Below are 18,450 nucleotides of genomic sequence, written 5' to 3'. Positions count from 1 at the left end.
TAAACTCTTATAAATCTAATGATTTTTGCAATAATGCCGTTGTTACTTTCGGGTCAGCAGAACCTTTTGATTTTTTCATGATTTCGCCCATGAACATCGCTAAAAGCCCTTTTTTGCCTGATTTGTATTCTTTAACTTTGGCAGGATTATTTGCTAAAACCTCATCAATTAACGATTGAAGTGTATCGGTATTGCTTTGCTGAATTAGATTCTTTGTTTCTGCAATTTGTAAAGGCGTTTTGCTCGAATCTTGTACCAATTCTGGGAAAATTTGTTGTGCAGCAGTTGAGGTACTTACTTTTCCTTCATCAATCAGATTAATCAATGCTCCTAAACGTTCGGGAGAAATTGTTAATTGACCAATTTCTAAATTATTATCGTTCAAATACGACTTCACCGTACCCATAATCCAGTTAGAAACGGCTTTATAATTTTTCGTAAATTGACAAGTTGCTTCAAAATATTCTGCTACTTCACGAGTTTCTGTCAAAACGTTAGCATCGTATTCTGGTAAATTATATTGCTTCGTGAATTTCTCAAAAAGCTCCCAAGGCAAAGCGGGCATCATGTTTTTTACTTCCGAAAGCCAAGCTTCTGAAATTGTTAAAGGCACTAAATCTGGCTCAGGGAAATAACGATAATCGTTTTGAGTTTCCTTCTCACGCATACCCGAAGTACGTCCCGTTGCAGGGTCAAAACTGCGAGTTTCTTGGATTAATTTTTCGCCATTTTCTACGGCATCAATCTGTCTAACTACTTCATATTCAATGGCTTTTTGGATAAAACGCATTGAATTCATGTTTTTGATTTCAACTTTCGTACCAAATACTTTGCTACCAACAGGCATCACCGAAATATTGACATCACAACGTAGCGAACCTTCTTCCATATTACCATCGCAAATACCCAAATAACGCACCAATTTACGAACCTCATTCATAAAAGTAGCGGCTTCTTCGGCAGACTTAATTTCGGGTTCAGTAACCATTTCGATTAATGGCGTACCTGCACGGTTATAATCAATCTGACTATCGGTCGAACCTTCTGTATGGAGCGATTTCCCTGCGTCTTCTTCCAAGTGAATATGGTGAAAACGAACGGTTTTTTCTCCCGTCGAAAGTTTTACTTTTACGCCACCGCCCATACAAATTGGCGTTTTGTCTTGCGTAATTTGATAACCTTTTGGAAGGTCAGGATAAAAATAGTTTTTACGGTCGAAATATTGATTTTCAGTAATTTGAGAATTACACGCCAAACCCATTTTGATAGCATATTCTACCGCTTTACGATTGAGTTTTGGAAGAGTTCCCGGATGCCCAAGCGTAATAGGTGAAATATGTGTATTCGGCAAACCACCAAAAGAGGCAGCATCAGCCGCAAAAATTTTACTTTCAGTTTGTAACTGAGCGTGTACTTCTAAGCCAATAACGACTTCGTATTTATCTCTGATTTCTTGTTTCATTGAGTATTTCAAAATTTCTATTTACAAAGATAAATGATGTTAGCCCACAGATGACACAGATTGGGCGGATTTACACAGATATTTGTAAGTTGTAAATTGTAATCCGTGAAAATCTGCTAAATCCGTCCAATCTGTGGTCTAATTTATTCTTTGGGTAAGGAAATATTTTAAACCACATTCCAACCGTTTTAACTTAAATTGAGTCTTTATAAAAATGAAGATTGAAATTTGCTAATTTCTTTGGAAACTGAAGCTCAACTAATACAAGCCTGTTTACAAAATGACCGAAATGCCCAACGAAAGCTGTATAATGCCTACGCAGGGCGGATGTTGGTCGTGTGTAACCGCTATGCCCAAAGTCAAGCTGAGGCTGAAGATATTTTGCAGGAAGCTTTTATTAAAATATTTCAAAATTTAGACAAATTTCGCTCAGAAAGTACATTAGGTGCTTGGATTAAACGAATTGTGGTAAATACTGCCATTAATCAAATTCGTTCCCAACAGCATTTTCAGGATATGGGCGATGTACAAGATTACGAAAATCATATCAGTGATTATCAGTCGGGGATAGAAGGAATCCATTTTAAAGAATTGCTTGAAATGATTCAAAAATTACCCAAAGGTTGCCAAACAGTATTTAATTTGTTTGCTATTGAAGGATATAAACACAATGAAATTGCCGAGATGTTGAATATTACCGAAGGCACTTCAAAATCACAATATTCTCGTGCCAAAGCAATTTTACAGAGTATTTTGTCAGTGAAATGAATATAGACGATTTATCACATAATTCTTTTGAGGAACAATGGCAAAATGCCTTTGACGATGCCTCCATGACTCCACCTGATGCGATCTGGGAGAAAATTGAATTGGGTTTAGATAAAAACGTCCTGCCAAAATTAGGTAATAATTCGTATTACTTTGGAGCAATTTCAGCATTAATTTTAAGTATTGCTTTGTGGTATTTTGTTGGAAATAAAGAAGAAATAAAACCAATGCCAGCGATAGAAAATAAGCCAGTTGTTATAGAGAAAAAAGAAGAAGTTTCGTCTAAAATCGATGAAATAATAGCAGTTAAACCTAAAGATAAAATAACAATCAAAAAAGTAATTATTCCAAAAGAGGAAATAATTATTGAACCTCAATTGGTAGAAATACAACCTGAAAAAGTAGAAAGAATAATCATCGATTCTGTCAATTTTATTATGCCAATTGCACCGAAACCGACAAAGTTGGATTTTACCACCATTACACCCGAAATTCAAACAGAACAAACGCCTTATTATGAAAAGCCTAAACCAAAACCTAAGAAAAATTCTATTTTCAAGAATGTGAGAATTTCGGGAGGAATAGGAGTTTATCAGTAAAGTAATCAAGGTTTTAGGATTTGAAAATATACTAAACTTAAAAATATACAACGATGAAAATTGTCACTTTTTTAACGCTCTTTATAGCAGTTTTATCAATTAAATCTTGTAAAAAAGATGAGATAAATATTGTACAATCTACCTTAGCGACATCTTCAGATTATCTGGTTTTTGGTTACGTTGGTTTGGGTAGAATTTGTGGAGCAGATGTAATTTATAAGATTGAAAATGGAAAATTATACGCTGATACCTCAAAAGTATTTTGTAAATACCAAGAAAATTATCAGTTTTCGGGCTATCAATTGCCTGATAGTGAATACAATAAAGCTAAAATTTTTGTAAATAGCTTTCCCGCTGAACTCTCCAAAGAATCGAGCAAAACTTTTGGCTGTCCTGGTTGTGCAGACGGTGGAATGTTTTTTATTCAACTAAAAACAGGAGGTCAGGAAATAAAGACTTGGCGAGTTGATGATGCCGTTTTTAGAAGTGATAATGATGTAACGAATCAACCGTTTCCAGCTTATTTGGCTAAATATGGACAAACAGTTGGCGATGTTTTTGCAACAATTAAATATTAAAATAAACTATAAACTCACCCTTAAAATGAAAACGCTCTTTTTAAAACTCTCTATTATTGGTTTTGTACTATTTTTTTCTTGTGCAAAGGATGAAACTTTATCGACTGTTACAGAAGACCAACAATTGGCAAACTTGGCAACTGAAATAGAAACTTTTGCTAAAAATAAAGCCTGTGCAGGTGGCGACGATTGTAAAGTAATGGCAATGGGAGCAAGACCTTGTGGAGGGCCTTCGAAATTCATTATTTATGCTTTATCAAAAACAGATGAAAAGCAATTGACCGAAAAAATAACGGCTTACACTAATTTAGAAAAAGAACTGAATATCAAGTATAACAGAATGGGTACTTGTATTGCTCTGACACCACCAACGGTTGATTGCCTCAATGGAATTTGTACTTCAAAATAATTAAATTTTAACGTCATGAAAAAGGTAATTTTTAGAACGCTCCAAATGGTGGCGTTGGTGACTGCTTTTGTCTCTTGCAAAGATAATTGTACGCAAACTGTCACTTATCGAGGTACAGAATCAGTGAAAGTGACTCTTTCAGAATTACGAAGTGGTGTAAAAACACTTCCTGCTCAGGCTTTAGAAAACCCTGGAAAAATCTACGTGAAAGATAACTTTTTGTTTATCAATGAAGTCAAAAAAGGAATTCATGTAATAGATAATACTAATCCGTCTGCTCCGAAGGCGGTTTCTTTTATTCAAATTTTAGGCAATATTGACATTGCTGTCAATGGAAATATCCTTTATGCTGACAGTTATACCGATTTTGTGACTCTTGATATTAGTAATCCTAATGATGTAAAAGAGGTGTCTCGGAATAAAGACGTTTTTAATAATGGACAAGTGGATGGTATTACTTGGAGCTATAATGCAGGTGACCAAACCATTTATGACTCTAAGTATAAATTGTACACTACAACGCAAGAAGTAGCCTGTGAGCCTCAAAATCCCATCTATTATTATGGAAGTGGAATTGCTTTTGACCAAACTTTATTTTCTGGTGGTATCAAAACAGGTTTGCCTGCTGCTAATGGTACAGGCGTTAGTGGGTCAACGGCTCGTTTTGCCATTGTGGATAATAGATTGTATGCCGTGACGCAAAGTGATATGAAACTTTTTAACCTCAAAAACCCTTCAAATCCTTCTTTGGAAGGCAATATTAATTTGGGTTTTGGCATTGAAACCATTTTTCCGTACAAAAATAAATTGTTTTTAGGAACATCGACAGGGGTACAAATTTGGGACAATGCCAATCCACAAAAACCAATGTATTTATCTCGTCTCGACCATGCCAGAGCCTGTGACCCTGTGGTGGTTGAAAACGATATTGCGTATGTAACGCTCCGTTCTGTCAATAATTTTTCGAGATGTGGAGCAGCGAGTGCCAATCAATTAGATGTTATTGACGTATCAAATCCTGCAAGTCCAGTTTTGAAGAAAACATATCCAATGGATAGCCCTTACGGTTTGGGAATTGACAATAAAAAACTTTTTATTTGCGAAGGAACAGGCGGTTTGAAGACATTTGATGCCAATGATGTGATGAATATTAAACAACTTCAACACTTTAAGGAAATGAATGCTTTTGATGTTATTCCGCTTAATAATACGTTAATGTTAATCGGCAAAGATGGTTTGTATCAATATGATTATTCAAATCCGAATAGTCTGAAATTATTGAGTAAAATAGCAGTGAAAACGGCATCTTAACGCATTGACAAATATGAAAAAGACAATCACGCTTATATTCTTGTTTGTATGCACAATGGCGTATTCGCAGGAGAAAAAACAAAATTCTTTTAAGAGTTTTGTAAAAGAAAATTATGTCAATTTTACCGATATTGGGGGCTTATTTGGAAAATCATATCAAATAACGCCAAATGTTGTCCAGAATCCGAATTATAGCTACACCGTAAAAGCAAGTACGAATTTTACCATTCAAACATTTAATGGCTTGAAGGTTTATAAAAATTTGGCAGTAGGAGCAACCGTTGGAGTGGATTGGTTTAGTAGTTATCAAATCATTCCGATTTCATTGGGTATTCGTAATACATTTGGAGACATAAAAACGAAAAAGGTAAAAACTTTTGCAGGAATAGATGCAGGCTACGGATTTATGTGGCTCAATGATGCAACTTCTTCAAGTAATGAAATTAATGGAGGTTTAGCAATAAGTCCAATGGTAGGCTTGTTAATTCCGACGGGTGGAAATGCCAATTTTACGTTGAGTGTTGGGTATAAACATAATCGGTTCAATAGTAAAATTGATAATGGAACATTGGAGTATCCTTATCTTATCGAAAATAAATACAGTTTTAATCGTATGGCGATAAGATTAGGCGTAAATTTTTAGGAGATTAGTAAGTATGAATTTATAACCTCGTCAGCGGTTATCTTGACGAATAAAAAAAGGCTTGATTCTACACAGAATCAAGCCTTTTTTGTTTTAATCAATCACTATTTCGGGTCAAGACCTTTGTCAATTCTGAACAAACAATCTTGTAAATGATATTTGCTCATTTTGTCTAAAGTTGGTTGAGTCAATGCACTTTTGATTTCATCCTTCAACGTCAATAAATGACCACGTGTTACTGATATAATATCTGTTTTGCGTGGGTCAACTGCCGCAGGAACAACCGTTCCTCTGAAACTGAATCCTCCAGATGGGGCTACACCAGTTGCGTTTAATGTTGCAATCATTTTCTCGACGTAAATTTTCTGTAAATTTCTACGAGAAGCATCAATTGTTTTACGTGAACGTACTTCTGACCAAATAGAAGTACGAACGTCTGTAAACATTTCATCTAAGCTATATGAAGCAGGATATTTAGCATTAGTTTCGATAAAACGTTGTAAACGGTCGGTCGTAAATAAATTATTCAAAGTTGCTTCTTGGATACGGCTGATGGCATCAATGCCTTGGTCTGGACGAATTTGAGCCATAATTTTTCCATCTAATAACCACGTTGGTGTGTCAAAAACCTGACGACCTAACCATAAAACGGCATCTTTTTGAATAGTACGAGGCGTTGGTTCATAAACAAGCCCTGCTTCGTCCACTGTTTTTGGCGTTTCATAAACACCACCGACATTTTTAGTAACGTGACCAATATAACGACGATATTGTGTAACAATTTCGCCATAACCTTCTGTCAACATATCATAGTCTTGTCCTTCTTCTTTAGTCCAATCAATCAAATTTGGTAAAATTCTTTTTAAGTTTTTAATACCATAATCACTCGCCAACATATTATTATCTCCCAAACATTCCGACTGTGTACGTGGGTCATACGGGTTAGTTTCTGTACCGAACCAAATTCTTGGATTCTTAGCATATTCAGCAATAAACTGTTTGTTCAATGTTTTTTGGTCGTCTTCGGCTGTTGCACCTTCAAGCGTTTGATATGCCCATTTTACTGCCCAAACGTCGTATTCTCCAATACGTGGATACAAATCTTTTACGCCATCTTCTGGTTGTGCCACGTAGTTAAAACGAGCATAGTCCATGATTGAAGGGGTGTGTCCATGTTCTGCAATCCATTTCGGATTACGAAGATTTTCAACTGGCACAGTGCTACTTGAACCAAAATTATGACGTAAACCAATCGTGTGTCCAACTTCATGAGATGACACAAAACGGATTAAATCACCCATCAATTCATCATCAAATTTATTTTTTCTTGCTCTTGGGTCAACAGCCGCTCCTTGAGTCATGTACCATTTTTTCAACAATTTCATTACGTTGTGATACCAACCGATATGACTTTCCAAAATCTCGCCTGAGCGTGGGTCATGTACGTTTGGTCCATAAGCATTCTCAATGTCTGAAGCGAAATAACGAATAGCAGAATAGCGAGCATCTTCCAAGCTAATAGTGGTGTCATTATCCGCTAAAATTTCTGCTCTGATTGCATTCTTCCAACCAGCGGCTTCAAATGCTTTTTGCCAATCATCAACGCCTAATTTCAAATATTTTCTCCATTTCGCAGGTGTTGCAGGGTCGATATAATAAACGATTGGTTTTTTAGGTTCAATCAATTGACCTTGTTTTTGCTTGGCTGCATCTTCGGCATTTTTAGGTTCTAAACGCCAACGAACGGCAAAGGTACGGTCTTCGGTACGTTGTGAGCCTTCATCGTAAACAGTATATCCATTAGCAAAATAGCCAATACGTGGGTCAAAATAACGTTGCTTCATGGTTTCTTTTGGCAACAAAATCATTGACGTGTTGATTTCCATCGTCACTGCACCCGATGCAGCAATTGCAGGAATATTCACGGAAGGAATTGGGCTTGGGGCACCTCCAAAAGATGGCATTGGTGGCGTTCCGTTGAAAGTTTTCACCGTTCTAATTTCCGTATTAATTGGGAATGTTTTAATACTTTGGATATAAGAACGGTCAGCAGCAATAGAAGTGATTTTGTACATTGTCTTCGTAAAAGAAGGCAATGAAACAATTTGATTATCTCCTTTGAAGAAATCCGTAATATCAATTACCGTAGTTCCTTGTTTACTAACTGAGTCCTTCTTAAATGCTTTAATATCAAATGCTTGTGCAATTGGCTGAACATTAGAGTTCTTTACGGCTTTGTACATAGGAGCCGTAGAATCTGGTGAAACGTTGATGTATTGAATGGCTCTTAAAAATACTTTATTTTCTGGTCCTTTTTCAAAATTAATAACCTGACGATTCAACATTTCTCCACCGTAAGTTCCTGGAATTGTGGCTGCTTTGGTGATACGAGTTACCGTCATAATTTCACGCCCCATCAATGAATCTGGAATTTCGAAGAAAAATTTGTCTTCTACTTTATGAACCGTAAAAAGTCCTTTGGTCGTTTTTGCTTTGTCCGTAATTACCTCTTTATATGGTTTTGGACCTGTTTTTGGGGCTTCAGCGGGTTTTGCGGGAGCAGTTGGTGCTGCCGCAGGTGCTTTAGCATCTCCTTTTTTATCTTGGGCTTGTGCGGATAGGGTTAGGCAAACCGCTGAAGCTAAGAGTAAAGCTTTGTGGGAAATTTTTAGCATGATGATTAGTGTTGTTAATTATTTGTATAAACAACGAAAATACAGAAGAATGGTTTTATTTAAAAACGTTCTGTGATGAATGGGCAGAGAAGAGCGACGTAATAGTTTAAGAGAGCTTATTAAAACGGAATACTCAACAGGTTCATGACTATGATTCTTATTTTGGCAGGAAAATCTAAACTACTTCGTAAATTGCAAGGCAAATAAATTAAATATCTTATGAAAATAAATCACTTCATCAAAAGTATTTTTCTCGTTATTATTTTACCATTATTACCCTTGTCTGTTTTTTCACAGAAGAATAATTCAACAATAATTGCTCCCACCAATTCAACTGACCTTTTCCCAAACGCCAATTTACGTTGGGTTGATTCGGTTTTCAATACGCTTTCGGTCGATGAAAAAATTGGGCAATTGATGATGCCACGTGGCAATTATAGCTACGAATATGATACCGCCCGACTGAACAAAATTGTTAGAGATTATCACGTCGGTGGATTTGTGCTTTTTCGTAACCGTCCAACGGCTCAGGCGTTGTTAGTCAATCGTTTACAGGCAATGAGTAAAGTACCCATGATGATTGGAATGGACTTGGAATGGGGTATGGAAATGCGTTTGGACAGCACCATCCGTTTTCCTTACCAAATGACTTTGGGGGCGATGCAGGGCAATGAAAACATGATAGAAGAAATGGGTTTGCAATTGGCTCAACAATGCAAACGTATGGGCGTTCACGTGAATTATGCCCCTGTGGTGGACGTAAATAACAACCCGAATAACCCTGTAATTAATTTCCGTTCGTTTGGTGAAAACCGTGAGAAAGTAACTTCAAAAGCCCTTGCGTATATGCGTGGCTTGCAAAAAGGTGGCATTATCACTTCTGCAAAACATTTCCCTGGACACGGTGATACTGGCGTAGATTCGCATACGGATTTACCCATAATTGGACATTCTCGCAACCGTCTGGATTCGCTTGAATTATTCCCATATCGTGAATTAATTAAGAATGGTTTGCAAGGCGTAATGGTGGCTCATTTAAGTATTCCGTCTTTGGATACGACCAAAAATTTAGCTTCGACTTTGTCCCAAAAAATCGTAACTGATTTATTGCGTAAGGATTTAGATTTCAAAGGTTTAGTTTTTACCGATGCGATGGATATGCAAGGGGCAGTGAAATTCTTTCCAGAAGGAACGGCAAATGTAAAAGCTATTTTGGCAGGAAATGATGTTTTAGAAACTTTTATAGATGTTCCTGCGGCATTTAATGCGATAAAAAAGGCGTTGGAAAAAGGAGAAATTGCTCAGGCGGATATTGATTTTAGAGTAAAAAGAATCCTAACGGCTAAGGCTTGGGCTGGTTTAGATAAATACAAACCCATTGAAATTAAAGGCTTAATTGAAGATTTGAATCCAAAGAAATCAGAAGCTCTTAATCGCCAATTTGCGGAGGAAACTATTACGCTTTTGAAAAACACAAACAACATTCTTCCACTTCAAAATTTAGACACTTTACGCATTGCTTCTTTGAATATTGGTAATCCAAGTTTTGGCTCAAAATCTCCAACGGATTATCAAAAAATGCTTTCGAATTATACAGATGTTACGCACTTTAATTTAGATGAAAACTCAGATGAAGCGGCTATTCAAAAAGTGCGTGAATCTTTGAAAAATTATAATTTAGTTTTGATGGCAGTTAATGGACAGTCGGTTCGTCCTGCGAAAAATTATAGCATCAACCCTAAAATTCAGACTTTGGTAGCGGAGTTTGCTAATTCTTCAAAAACGGTAGTTTCTTTATTTTCAAATGCTTATACCTTGTCGAAATTTGAGAATTTAGATAAAGCAAAAGCCTTGACAATTACTTACCAAGAAAGTCCACAAATGCACGAAGCCGTTGCCACTGCCGAAGTTATTTTTGGAGCGATTGGAGCAAAAGGGAAATTACCCGTTTCGGTAAATATGACTTTCAGATATAATGATGGAATTACGACTGAACCCATCAAAAGATTCCAATACGCTCTTGCCGAAAACGTTGGAATAGATTCTAAATTCTTGAATTATAAAGTGGATTCTATTGTAAATGAGGCGATTAAGCAAAAGGCAACGCCTGGAGCAGTGGTATTAATTGCTAAAAACGGAAAAGTGATTATGCACAAAGCCTACGGAAAACAAACCTACGAAGGCACGCAAAAGGTGCAATTGACCGATTTATACGATTTGGCTTCGATAACGAAAATCAGTACCTCCGTACCGTCGATGATGAAGATGGAAGACGAAGGAAAATTCAATTTAGATTACACAATGGGCGACTTAGTGCCTTCGTGGCAAAATTCTAATAAAGCAGGTTTAGTTTACCGAGACATTTTTACGCACCAAGCTCGCTTAAAAGCATGGATTCCGTTTTGGATGGATTGTATTGACTCTACCAAAATGGTCTTGGCAAGTAAGATTTACAAAGAGAAGTATTCTGAGAAATATACTATTAGTTTTTGGGATAAATTATTCAGAAAGAAGAAGGCTTTGCAAAGAATGTGTCAGGCAATTCAGACCGATAAACAGCTTTGGAAAGACTGCGTAAATCTTTCGAAAGACCCAACTTTATGGAAGCCAAAAACCTTTGCGTATAATAAATCAGATGAATTTTCGGTACAAGTCGCAGATAATTTGTGGTTACACAAAGATTACCACAATACGCTTTATAAAGCTATTGAAGAGTCGCCTTTACGTGAGAAAAAGGAATACGTTTATTCAGATTTATCGTATTATCTCTATCCGCAAATTATTCCACGCCTCACAGGTAAAGATTTTCAGAGCTATTTAAAAGATACTTTTTATAAACCTTTGGGAGCAACAACGCTGACGTATAATGCCAGAGATTTTTACCCATTGTCAAGAATTGTTCCGACGGAATATGATTCTCTTTATCGTAAAAATCTCATTCATGGACGAGTACACGACGAAGGAGCATCTATGTTAGGTGGAATTTCTGGACACGCAGGTTTATTCGGGACGGCTCAGGATTTAGCAAAATTGATGCAAATGTATTTGCAAAAAGGGTATTATGGAGGCAAACAATTCATCAGCGAAAAAACCATGAACGAATGGACAAGCTACCCTTTCCCGATGGAAGTAAATAGCAGAAGAGGTGTTGGTTTTGATAAACCTGACCGCAAACGTGCAGGTATCAGTGCCGCCTCAAGTGCAAGTCCAAGTAGTTTTGGACATTCGGGTTTTACGGGTACATACACATGGGTTGACCCCGAACATCAATTAGTTTATGTATTTCTTTGTAACAGAGTTTATCCAACCCGCAACAACTCAAAATTATCTGACTTAAACGTGAGAACAAATATCAACGAAGTAATATATCAGGCGATAAAGAAAGGTAAGTAACATAGGTTTTCAACCTGTAAGCATTGTTTAGTTAAGCCGATTAACTTCCCGAAAGTAAAACAACTTTCGGGAAGTTTGTCCACAAAAAATCCCTTCAACTAATAGTTAAAGGGATTTTTTGTTAGCTTGACCTCTTTATTGCTTAAAAGAAATATCATACGAATTAAATACTACACCGCAGTATAATGCACAACCACAGGAGCTTTGTCAAAATATGGCCCAATAATAATTCTCCATCTTTGGAATAAATCTGACTCTCTAAAACCTACAGTATGGTCTTCCAACGTTTCCCAAGTAATTAATAAAATGTAGCGGTTTTCTTGCTCGATACACTTTTTGAATTCGTGTTTAACGTATCCTTTTGCCGTTACCAAAACCTCTTGGGCTTTCACTAAAGCTGCTTCAAATTCTGCTCCTTGTTTCGCTTTAATATCTATTGTTGCGAGTTCTAAAATCATGTTTTTGTTTTTCAATTGTAAATAATCACTAAATATTACTCCACTTCAATAACCACTCCCGCAGTTTTTGGGTGAGCTACACACGTAAGAATATAGCCTTGTTGAATTTCTTTATCTGTTAATCCGTCTTCTTCGTCCATGTGTACACTTCCAGAAACGCATTTACCCATACAAGCCGTACACATTCCTGCCTGACATGAATACGGAAGGTCTATGTCATCACGAAGAGCTGCTTCTAAAATCGTTTCGTGTGGTTTTACCACAACTTGATAATCTGTTCCTTCGTATTGAATCGTAACGGTTTGTTCTTTGATAGAATCGTCAGCATCTTCTTCAACGTGTAAAATACCACTGCCAAAATGCTCTTGGTGGATATTTTCAGCAGGAACATTAAAGATTTTTAATGACTTTGTTACTTCGTCCATCATGCCTTCTGGTCCACACAAAAAATACTCTGCCTTGGCAATATCAATCGCAAAATCTTGTTTCAAAAAGGTAACTGCTGATGCTTGGTTGATACGAGTTTTATAACCCGTCCAAGTATAAGAAGGCTTTGTTAAAACGTGCAATACACGAAAACGACCTTCGTATTTTTGCTCTAATTCAGCAAATTGCTTTTTGAAAATGATATTTTCTTCATCACGAGAACCATACACTAAAAATACATTTGTGTTTTGTTCTACTGGTAAAACCGACTTGATAATTGACATCAATGGCGTAACGCCTGAACCTCCACCAAAAAGAACAATGGTACGTTCTTTATTAGGGTTAGGTTCAACCACAAAATGCCCCATTGGTTCCATTACCTCAATGGCATCCCCAACTTTCACGTGGTCGCACAAATAATTGGAAACTAAACCATTTGCTACTCTTTTTACCGTTACCGCAATGGACGCATCTTTATTTGGAGAAGACGACATTGAGTAACTACGACGTACTTTCTGCCCATTAATTACAGGCATCAAGGTAAGGAATTGACCAGCTTTGTAAGATACTGCTGCGTGAATTGGGTGCCAAAATGTGAAAGTTTTGGTATCGGGGGTTTCTTCAATAATTTCTTTTACTGTAAGATGAAAATATTTTACGGACATCAGCGTTCGACTTTTTGTAATTGAATGTAAGTTTCAAGAATAACGTTCAGATTAATCTTCTGGTTTAGACAATTCATGAAAAACTGTTACAAAGTTAAGCAAGATTTTTTGTTGTTGAGGTTTGGGCATTGAAAAGAACGACAATCACATTTGCCAAAAAATAAAATTATCACTCATTAATAGTAATTTTCAAAGGAAATATTTAATTTCAATTGAAATACAACCGCCACTTTGTATCACTATTTATTTTAAAAAAATCTGCATTGAAGTTTCTCTCTAAATTCATAATTATCTCCTCAACGGTACTTTTGTTGGCGTGCGATGCCTCCAAAGTTAGCATGAAATCGGTATCTCGAAAGCTGAAACAATCATCAACTTTTACCCAGAATCATACAGGTTTTGCCCTTTATGATATTTCGGCACATAAAATGTTGCTCGAACATAACGCTGAACGTTATTTCACGCCTGCATCCAATACAAAACTATTTACTTTTTATGCAAGTTTGAAAACTTTAGGAGATTCAATTCCTGCTTTGCATTATCAGGTTTCGGGTGATTCTTTGATTGTTTGGGGAACAGGCGACCCTTCATTTCTCAATCCTGATTTACCCAAAAGTAAAGTGTATGATTTCTTGAAAAATCGTCCAGAAAAAATCTATTTTTCCAATGATAATTTCACGAGTTCATTTTACGGACAAGGTTGGGCTTGGGACGATTATAATGATGACTATGCCGCAGAAATTTCTTCTTTCCCAATTCATGGAAATGTAGTCAGATTTACAGGAAATAAAGAAAATGGATTAGATATTCAACCTAAATTCTTTGCTGAGAAAACCTATAATTGGTCCAAATCTGAAAAATTTTCTGTTCAAAGGGATTTAGGAACGAACCTATTTAGTTATCCCGCAGGAAAAGAAATAAAAACAAATTATAAACAAGATGTTCCTTTCAAAACTGGCGTTGAAGTAACGACGGTTTTATTGGCGGATACATTAAAAAAAGAGATTACACTGATAAATAAGCCATTAGAAAGGTCAACAAAAACAATTTTCAGTTTGCCCGCAGATAGTTTGTATAAGCGAATGTTGCACGTGAGCGATAATATGATTGCTGAACATTTAATGCTTTTGAATGCCGATGCTTTAACAAATGAATTGAATGTAAACGTTGGAATTGCAAAAGTAAAAGAAACGCTTTTGACAGATTTACCCGATGTTCCTCGTTGGATTGATGGCTCTGGTTTGTCGAGATACAATCTTTTTACGCCACGTAGTATTGTAGCGTTATTAGGTAAAATTCATGAAATTGTACCCGAAGAAAGGCTCTTTAAACTTTTGCCTGCTGCTGGAAAATCAGGAACGCTTAGAAGTATGATGAAGATTGACGAACCCTTCATTTTTGCCAAATCGGGTTCATTGAGTAACATTTATTGCTTGAGTGGTTATTTGGTAACGAAGAAAGGAAAAGTTTTCATTTTCAGTATGATGAATAATGATTTTATTAATTCGACTGCTGATATTCGGAAAGAAATCGTCAATATTCTTACTGAAATACATCAAAATAATTAAGGCTTGACTATCAATAAATTGGCTTTAAAACTCACGTTGTTTGGCATAAAATTTGAACATTTTACACTATTATTTAACCCAAGAATTTAAAATATGAAGTCCCTAATTATTACGATAGGTATTTTCTTGACTTCCTTCTCTATGTTTGCACAAGAGCAGTTGTATTTCAACCCGCTTTATGTGCCTCATACAGATACGACCTTAGTTTTTACACCCAAAGATTATTCAATGGCATCTGGTAAAAAGTATCCTGTGATGTATCTTTTACATGATTATGGGGCAACTTACCGTCAGTGGAGTACCATAATCAATGTCCAAAAGTATGCAGATGCTTACGGTTTTATCGTTGTTTGTCCTGATGGTTTAAAGGACTCATGGTATATTAATAGTCCACGCAAGCAAATGAGTAAATTTGAAGATTTTTTCTTTAAAGATTTATATCCTGCCATCAAGCAAAAATATCGTGTAGAAGATGAACAGATTTTCATTACAGGTATTTGTTCGGGCGGACACGGAGCATTGAGCTTATTTGCTAAAAGACCAGAACTTTTTAAAGCAGCAGGAAGTTCGGGCGGTGTTGTGGATTTAAGTGTAGAGGCTACTAATGCGAGTTTGCAAAATATTTTAGGGTCTGGGGAAAGTGATGTTTTACGGAAGTTTTCTGTCATTAATAATGTTGGAAAATTAGCCGCTTCTCAAAAAGAAATCATTTTTGACTGTGGAACAGAAGACGTTAATTATGAAGCAAATAACGATTTTAGAAGACGTTGCGATGAATTGAAAGTAAAGGCAACTTATATTTCTCAACCTGGGAAACACGATAAAGCCTATTGGCAAAAATCAATCAAAGTGCAGTTTGATTTCTTTAAACGAATTGTGAGAGATATATGACTTATCTAAATGTGTCATATATCCCTATTAATTATTTTTCGCTCAATTTTTTCAAATGTTTTGGGTCAGCTAAGCGAACAACTTCTTTTTTCGAGAATTTTACCATCCATAATCCAATGAAATCCCCTTTTTTGCGGAAAGCTAAACTGTCTAATTTACCAATTTTACCTAATTCTTCAATTTTAGCTTTTTTCAATCCTTCAAATTGATTTTTGAATAAAATGGGAGCAGTATAATAGAAAAATTTCTCATCGTCTGATTTTTGAATATTATCAATTTGTTCTAAATGTCTTTCTGCATTATATTGATAAGCATCCAAGATTTGATTGATTTTATCTCCCAAAGCTGGATTTTTTAATTTTAGAGGACTTCCTGACGAAATCTCAACTCTGTATTTGTTTGAAAGGGAATCAATCAACACTTTCTTTTCAAGGTTTTTTACTAAATTCTCATTCAGAGAATCTACAATTACTTTGCCCCATTCATCTACTTGTGCCGTAAATTGTGCAGGGGTAATTCGTTTTACTTCACGTTCATGAAGTTCTTTTACGGCTGCGGTTGTGTCAATGCGTTTGCTAAAGTCGCAGCTTGCCAAAAGGCTACAACAGATAGTGACTGTAAAAAGATTTCTGAGTGTATTGTTAAGGTTCATGTTGAATCATTGATTTTTCACAAAGATACAACATTGACCAATAAAAAAGCCGTAGCACATTGCTACGGCTTTTTGAGTTATGAATTAACCTCTTCTACCATTTCCTCTACCTCGATAGGCTCGTTGTGGAGGAGGGCAATATCTCGGCACAACGACTACTCGTTGTGGTGGAGCATAACGATAAGGGCGTGGTGGAGGATAATTATAATATGGACGACGATAACCATAATCTCCACGAACATACGTTGGTCCGCAAGAAACAACCAACATCGCAAGTCCAATTACTAAAGTCAAGACTGCAAGGGTTTTATGAATTTTTAGCTTTCTCATAATTTTGAAATTTTGTACATTAGAAAATATAGAGTTCGAAAGGTTTAAAAAGTGTAAAACTATTTACTCAGGTATCTGAATAATAGACAACAAGTCTGTAAAATACCCCTATTTGGTTTTGAAAATTTTTAGATAGGATAGTCCAAAACAAATCTTTTGTATCTTTGCACCCTAATTTCAATTATAGAATAAAAAAAACTGAAATTTCTATTCGAAACTCCCGCAATTAATTAAGATATGTTAGAACAATTAGAAGCCATCAACGAACGATTCAATGAAGTTGCCCAGCAAATGACGCAACCTGAAATCGTTTCGGATATGTCAAAATACAAAACGATTAGTAAGGAATATAAAGACCTTGAAAAAATCGTTAATCAATATAAAGAATACCAAAATGTTTTGTCGAATATTGACTCTGCCAAAGAAGTGATTTCTACTGAAAAAGATGAAGATTTCAGAGATATGGCAAAAGCTGAATTGGACGAACTCCTCCCAAAGAAAGAAGAATTGGAAAACGTTTTGAAAGAAATGTTAATTCCGAAAGACCCTAACGATTCTAAAAATATCATTATGGAAATTCGTGCTGGTACGGGTGGAGATGAAGCAGGTATTTTTGCAGGAGATTTATTTAGAATGTACCAACGTTTTTGTGCTAATCAAGGCTGGCAATTTCAAATTATCGACTTCACGATGGCATCGTCTGGAGGTTATAAAGAAATTATTGCTAATATTCAAGGGGAAGATGTGTACGGAAAAATGAAATTTGAGTCGGGCGTACACCGTGTACAACGTGTGCCTGCCACAGAATCTCAAGGACGTATTCACACGTCAGCGGCAACGGTGGCAGTTTTACCCGAAGTTGATGAAGTGGATATCCAAATCAATATGAATGATATTCGTAAGGATACATTCTGTTCGTCGGGTGCGGGTGGACAGTCAGTAAACACGACTTACTCAGCGGTTCGTGTGACTCACTTGCCTTCTGGCTTGGTGGTACAATGTCAGGATGAGCGTTCACAAATCAAGAACTTTGATAAAGCAATGACCGTTTTACGTTCTCGTTTATACGAAATTGAAGCAGCCAAAAGACAAGAAGCCATTGCAGGTGACCGTCGTTCGATGATTGGTTCGGGTGACCGTTCTGATAAAATCCGTACTTATAATTACCCACAAGGACGAGTTACTGACCACCGTATTGGTTATACAGTTTATAATTTGCCTGTGGTAATGGACGGAGAAATTGGTGATTTTATTGACCAATTAAGAATTGCTGAAAACGCCGAGAAGTTGAAAGAAGGGGCAGGAGCTATTTAATAAAAACGGAACTATCTACAATTTGTCGCAGAATAAAATTAGCCCACAGATTGTACTGATTCAACGGATTTACAGGGATAAATTTAAAGAAAAATCAGTGTAAATCTGTTTTATCCGTGGTCTAATTTTGTCTTGCGACAAATAGTAGATAATTCCGAATAAAAATAAACGGAATGAACTGTGTTAAAAAACTATATACTTATTAATGCAAAACCGCTGACGGGGTGAAAAACCGCCGTCAGGGTTACGGAAGAAGACCCTGACGGCGGTTTTTCACCCCGTCAGCGGTTAATTTGGGTCAAATTTGC

Annotated in this window: 16 protein-coding genes; 10 read left to right on the top strand and 6 right to left on the bottom strand. The window is 36.3% G+C overall.

The window, feature by feature from the left end:
* Window positions 1-7: 7 nt before the first annotated feature.
* Complete coding sequence (gene gatB / locus VB796_RS18985; protein ID WP_323348163.1) at window positions 8-1,462, bottom strand: Asp-tRNA(Asn)/Glu-tRNA(Gln) amidotransferase subunit GatB; 1,455 nt, start codon at window positions 1,460-1,462, stop codon at window positions 8-10.
* A gap of 228 nt (window positions 1,463-1,690) precedes the next feature.
* On the opposite strand from gatB, the gene VB796_RS18980 reads away from it, so the two are divergent.
* From VB796_RS18980 to VB796_RS18955, 6 genes are read left to right on the top strand one after another with little or no spacing between them, the layout of a single operon-like run.
* The gene (locus tag VB796_RS18980; protein ID WP_323348162.1) at window positions 1,691-2,230 is read left to right on the top strand and encodes an RNA polymerase sigma factor; all 540 of its coding nucleotides are present in this window, start codon (window positions 1,691-1,693) and stop codon (window positions 2,228-2,230) included.
* Entirely contained in the window at window positions 2,227-2,829 is a 603-nt protein-coding gene (locus VB796_RS18975) for a hypothetical protein (RefSeq protein WP_323348161.1), read from the top strand. The genes VB796_RS18980 and VB796_RS18975 overlap by 4 nt, the downstream gene beginning before the upstream one ends.
* Before the next feature lie 53 nt (window positions 2,830-2,882).
* The gene (locus VB796_RS18970; protein ID WP_323348160.1) at window positions 2,883-3,407 is read left to right on the top strand and encodes a hypothetical protein; all 525 of its coding nucleotides are present in this window, start codon (window positions 2,883-2,885) and stop codon (window positions 3,405-3,407) included.
* A gap of 25 nt (window positions 3,408-3,432) precedes the next feature.
* Complete coding sequence (locus tag VB796_RS18965) at window positions 3,433-3,816, top strand: hypothetical protein (protein ID WP_323348159.1); 384 nt, start codon at window positions 3,433-3,435, stop codon at window positions 3,814-3,816.
* Between the two features lie 15 nt (window positions 3,817-3,831).
* Complete coding sequence (locus VB796_RS18960) at window positions 3,832-5,127, top strand: hypothetical protein (protein WP_323348158.1); 1,296 nt, start codon at window positions 3,832-3,834, stop codon at window positions 5,125-5,127.
* Between the two features lie 13 nt (window positions 5,128-5,140).
* Window positions 5,141-5,770, top strand: coding sequence for a hypothetical protein (locus VB796_RS18955; protein WP_323348157.1), 630 nt, complete (start codon window positions 5,141-5,143; stop codon window positions 5,768-5,770).
* A 104-nt stretch (window positions 5,771-5,874) separates the two neighbouring features.
* Here VB796_RS18955 and VB796_RS18950 read toward each other — a convergent pair whose 3' ends face one another.
* Window positions 5,875-8,445: a zinc-dependent metalloprotease gene (locus tag VB796_RS18950; RefSeq protein WP_323348156.1), complete on the bottom strand. Its 2,571-nt coding sequence runs from the start codon at window positions 8,443-8,445 to the stop codon at window positions 5,875-5,877.
* Between the two features lie 219 nt (window positions 8,446-8,664).
* On the opposite strand from VB796_RS18950, the gene VB796_RS18945 reads away from it, so the two are divergent.
* On the top strand, window positions 8,665-11,838 hold the full coding sequence (locus tag VB796_RS18945) for a glycoside hydrolase family 3 N-terminal domain-containing protein (protein ID WP_323348155.1): 3,174 nt from the start codon (window positions 8,665-8,667) through the stop codon (window positions 11,836-11,838).
* Between the two features lie 170 nt (window positions 11,839-12,008).
* Here VB796_RS18945 and VB796_RS18940 read toward each other — a convergent pair whose 3' ends face one another.
* Window positions 12,009-12,296, bottom strand: coding sequence for an antibiotic biosynthesis monooxygenase family protein (locus tag VB796_RS18940; protein ID WP_323348154.1), 288 nt, complete (start codon window positions 12,294-12,296; stop codon window positions 12,009-12,011).
* A 35-nt stretch (window positions 12,297-12,331) separates the two neighbouring features.
* A complete protein-coding gene (locus VB796_RS18935; RefSeq protein WP_323348153.1) occupies window positions 12,332-13,387 on the bottom strand; it encodes a ferredoxin--NADP reductase in 1,056 nt (351 codons plus the stop codon).
* Between the two features lie 338 nt (window positions 13,388-13,725).
* Between VB796_RS18935 and VB796_RS18930 the strand changes: the two genes are divergently transcribed.
* Together VB796_RS18930 and VB796_RS18925 are read left to right on the top strand one after the other, a co-directional pair.
* A complete protein-coding gene (locus VB796_RS18930; protein WP_323348152.1) occupies window positions 13,726-14,955 on the top strand; it encodes a D-alanyl-D-alanine carboxypeptidase/D-alanyl-D-alanine-endopeptidase in 1,230 nt (409 codons plus the stop codon).
* A gap of 93 nt (window positions 14,956-15,048) precedes the next feature.
* Entirely contained in the window at window positions 15,049-15,846 is a 798-nt protein-coding gene (locus VB796_RS18925; protein ID WP_323348151.1) for an alpha/beta hydrolase family protein, read from the top strand.
* Between the two features lie 31 nt (window positions 15,847-15,877).
* On the opposite strand, the gene VB796_RS18920 is transcribed toward VB796_RS18925, so the two are convergent.
* Complete coding sequence (locus VB796_RS18920; RefSeq protein ID WP_323348150.1) at window positions 15,878-16,498, bottom strand: hypothetical protein; 621 nt, start codon at window positions 16,496-16,498, stop codon at window positions 15,878-15,880.
* An 84-nt stretch (window positions 16,499-16,582) separates the two neighbouring features.
* Entirely contained in the window at window positions 16,583-16,828 is a 246-nt protein-coding gene (locus VB796_RS18915; protein ID WP_323348149.1) for a hypothetical protein, read from the bottom strand.
* A gap of 237 nt (window positions 16,829-17,065) precedes the next feature.
* On the opposite strand from VB796_RS18915, the gene prfA reads away from it, so the two are divergent.
* Window positions 17,066-18,142: a peptide chain release factor 1 gene (prfA, locus tag VB796_RS18910; RefSeq protein WP_323348148.1), complete on the top strand. Its 1,077-nt coding sequence runs from the start codon at window positions 17,066-17,068 to the stop codon at window positions 18,140-18,142.
* Window positions 18,143-18,450: the final 308 nt, after the last annotated feature.

This window comes from Arcicella sp. LKC2W, from assembly GCF_034931005.1.
Classification (GTDB): domain Bacteria; phylum Bacteroidota; class Bacteroidia; order Cytophagales; family Spirosomataceae; genus Arcicella.
Note: the sequence above shows the minus strand (reverse complement) of the source record. Positions and strands in the feature narration are given on the sequence as shown.

Excerpts from the sequence above, each read along its gene's own strand:
- gatB (WP_323348163.1), bottom strand. The coding sequence starts at position 1,462 with ATGAAACAAGAAATCAGAGATAAATACGAAGTCGTTATTGGCTTAGAA.
- VB796_RS18975 (WP_323348161.1), top strand. The coding sequence starts at position 2,227 with ATGAATATAGACGATTTATCACATAATTCTTTTGAGGAACAATGGCAA.
- VB796_RS18925 (WP_323348151.1), top strand. The coding sequence starts at position 15,049 with ATGAAGTCCCTAATTATTACGATAGGTATTTTCTTGACTTCCTTCTCT.
- VB796_RS18970 (WP_323348160.1), top strand. The coding sequence starts at position 2,883 with ATGAAAATTGTCACTTTTTTAACGCTCTTTATAGCAGTTTTATCAATT.
- VB796_RS18960 (WP_323348158.1), top strand. The coding sequence starts at position 3,832 with ATGAAAAAGGTAATTTTTAGAACGCTCCAAATGGTGGCGTTGGTGACT.
- VB796_RS18920 (WP_323348150.1), bottom strand. The coding sequence starts at position 16,498 with ATGAACCTTAACAATACACTCAGAAATCTTTTTACAGTCACTATCTGT.
- VB796_RS18915 (WP_323348149.1), bottom strand. The coding sequence starts at position 16,828 with ATGAGAAAGCTAAAAATTCATAAAACCCTTGCAGTCTTGACTTTAGTA.
- VB796_RS18940 (WP_323348154.1), bottom strand. The coding sequence starts at position 12,296 with ATGATTTTAGAACTCGCAACAATAGATATTAAAGCGAAACAAGGAGCA.
- prfA (WP_323348148.1), top strand. The coding sequence starts at position 17,066 with ATGTTAGAACAATTAGAAGCCATCAACGAACGATTCAATGAAGTTGCC.
- VB796_RS18935 (WP_323348153.1), bottom strand. The coding sequence starts at position 13,387 with ATGTCCGTAAAATATTTTCATCTTACAGTAAAAGAAATTATTGAAGAA.
- VB796_RS18930 (WP_323348152.1), top strand. The coding sequence starts at position 13,726 with ATGAAATCGGTATCTCGAAAGCTGAAACAATCATCAACTTTTACCCAG.
- VB796_RS18955 (WP_323348157.1), top strand. The coding sequence starts at position 5,141 with ATGAAAAAGACAATCACGCTTATATTCTTGTTTGTATGCACAATGGCG.
- VB796_RS18950 (WP_323348156.1), bottom strand. The coding sequence starts at position 8,445 with ATGCTAAAAATTTCCCACAAAGCTTTACTCTTAGCTTCAGCGGTTTGC.
- VB796_RS18945 (WP_323348155.1), top strand. The coding sequence starts at position 8,665 with ATGAAAATAAATCACTTCATCAAAAGTATTTTTCTCGTTATTATTTTA.
- VB796_RS18965 (WP_323348159.1), top strand. The coding sequence starts at position 3,433 with ATGAAAACGCTCTTTTTAAAACTCTCTATTATTGGTTTTGTACTATTT.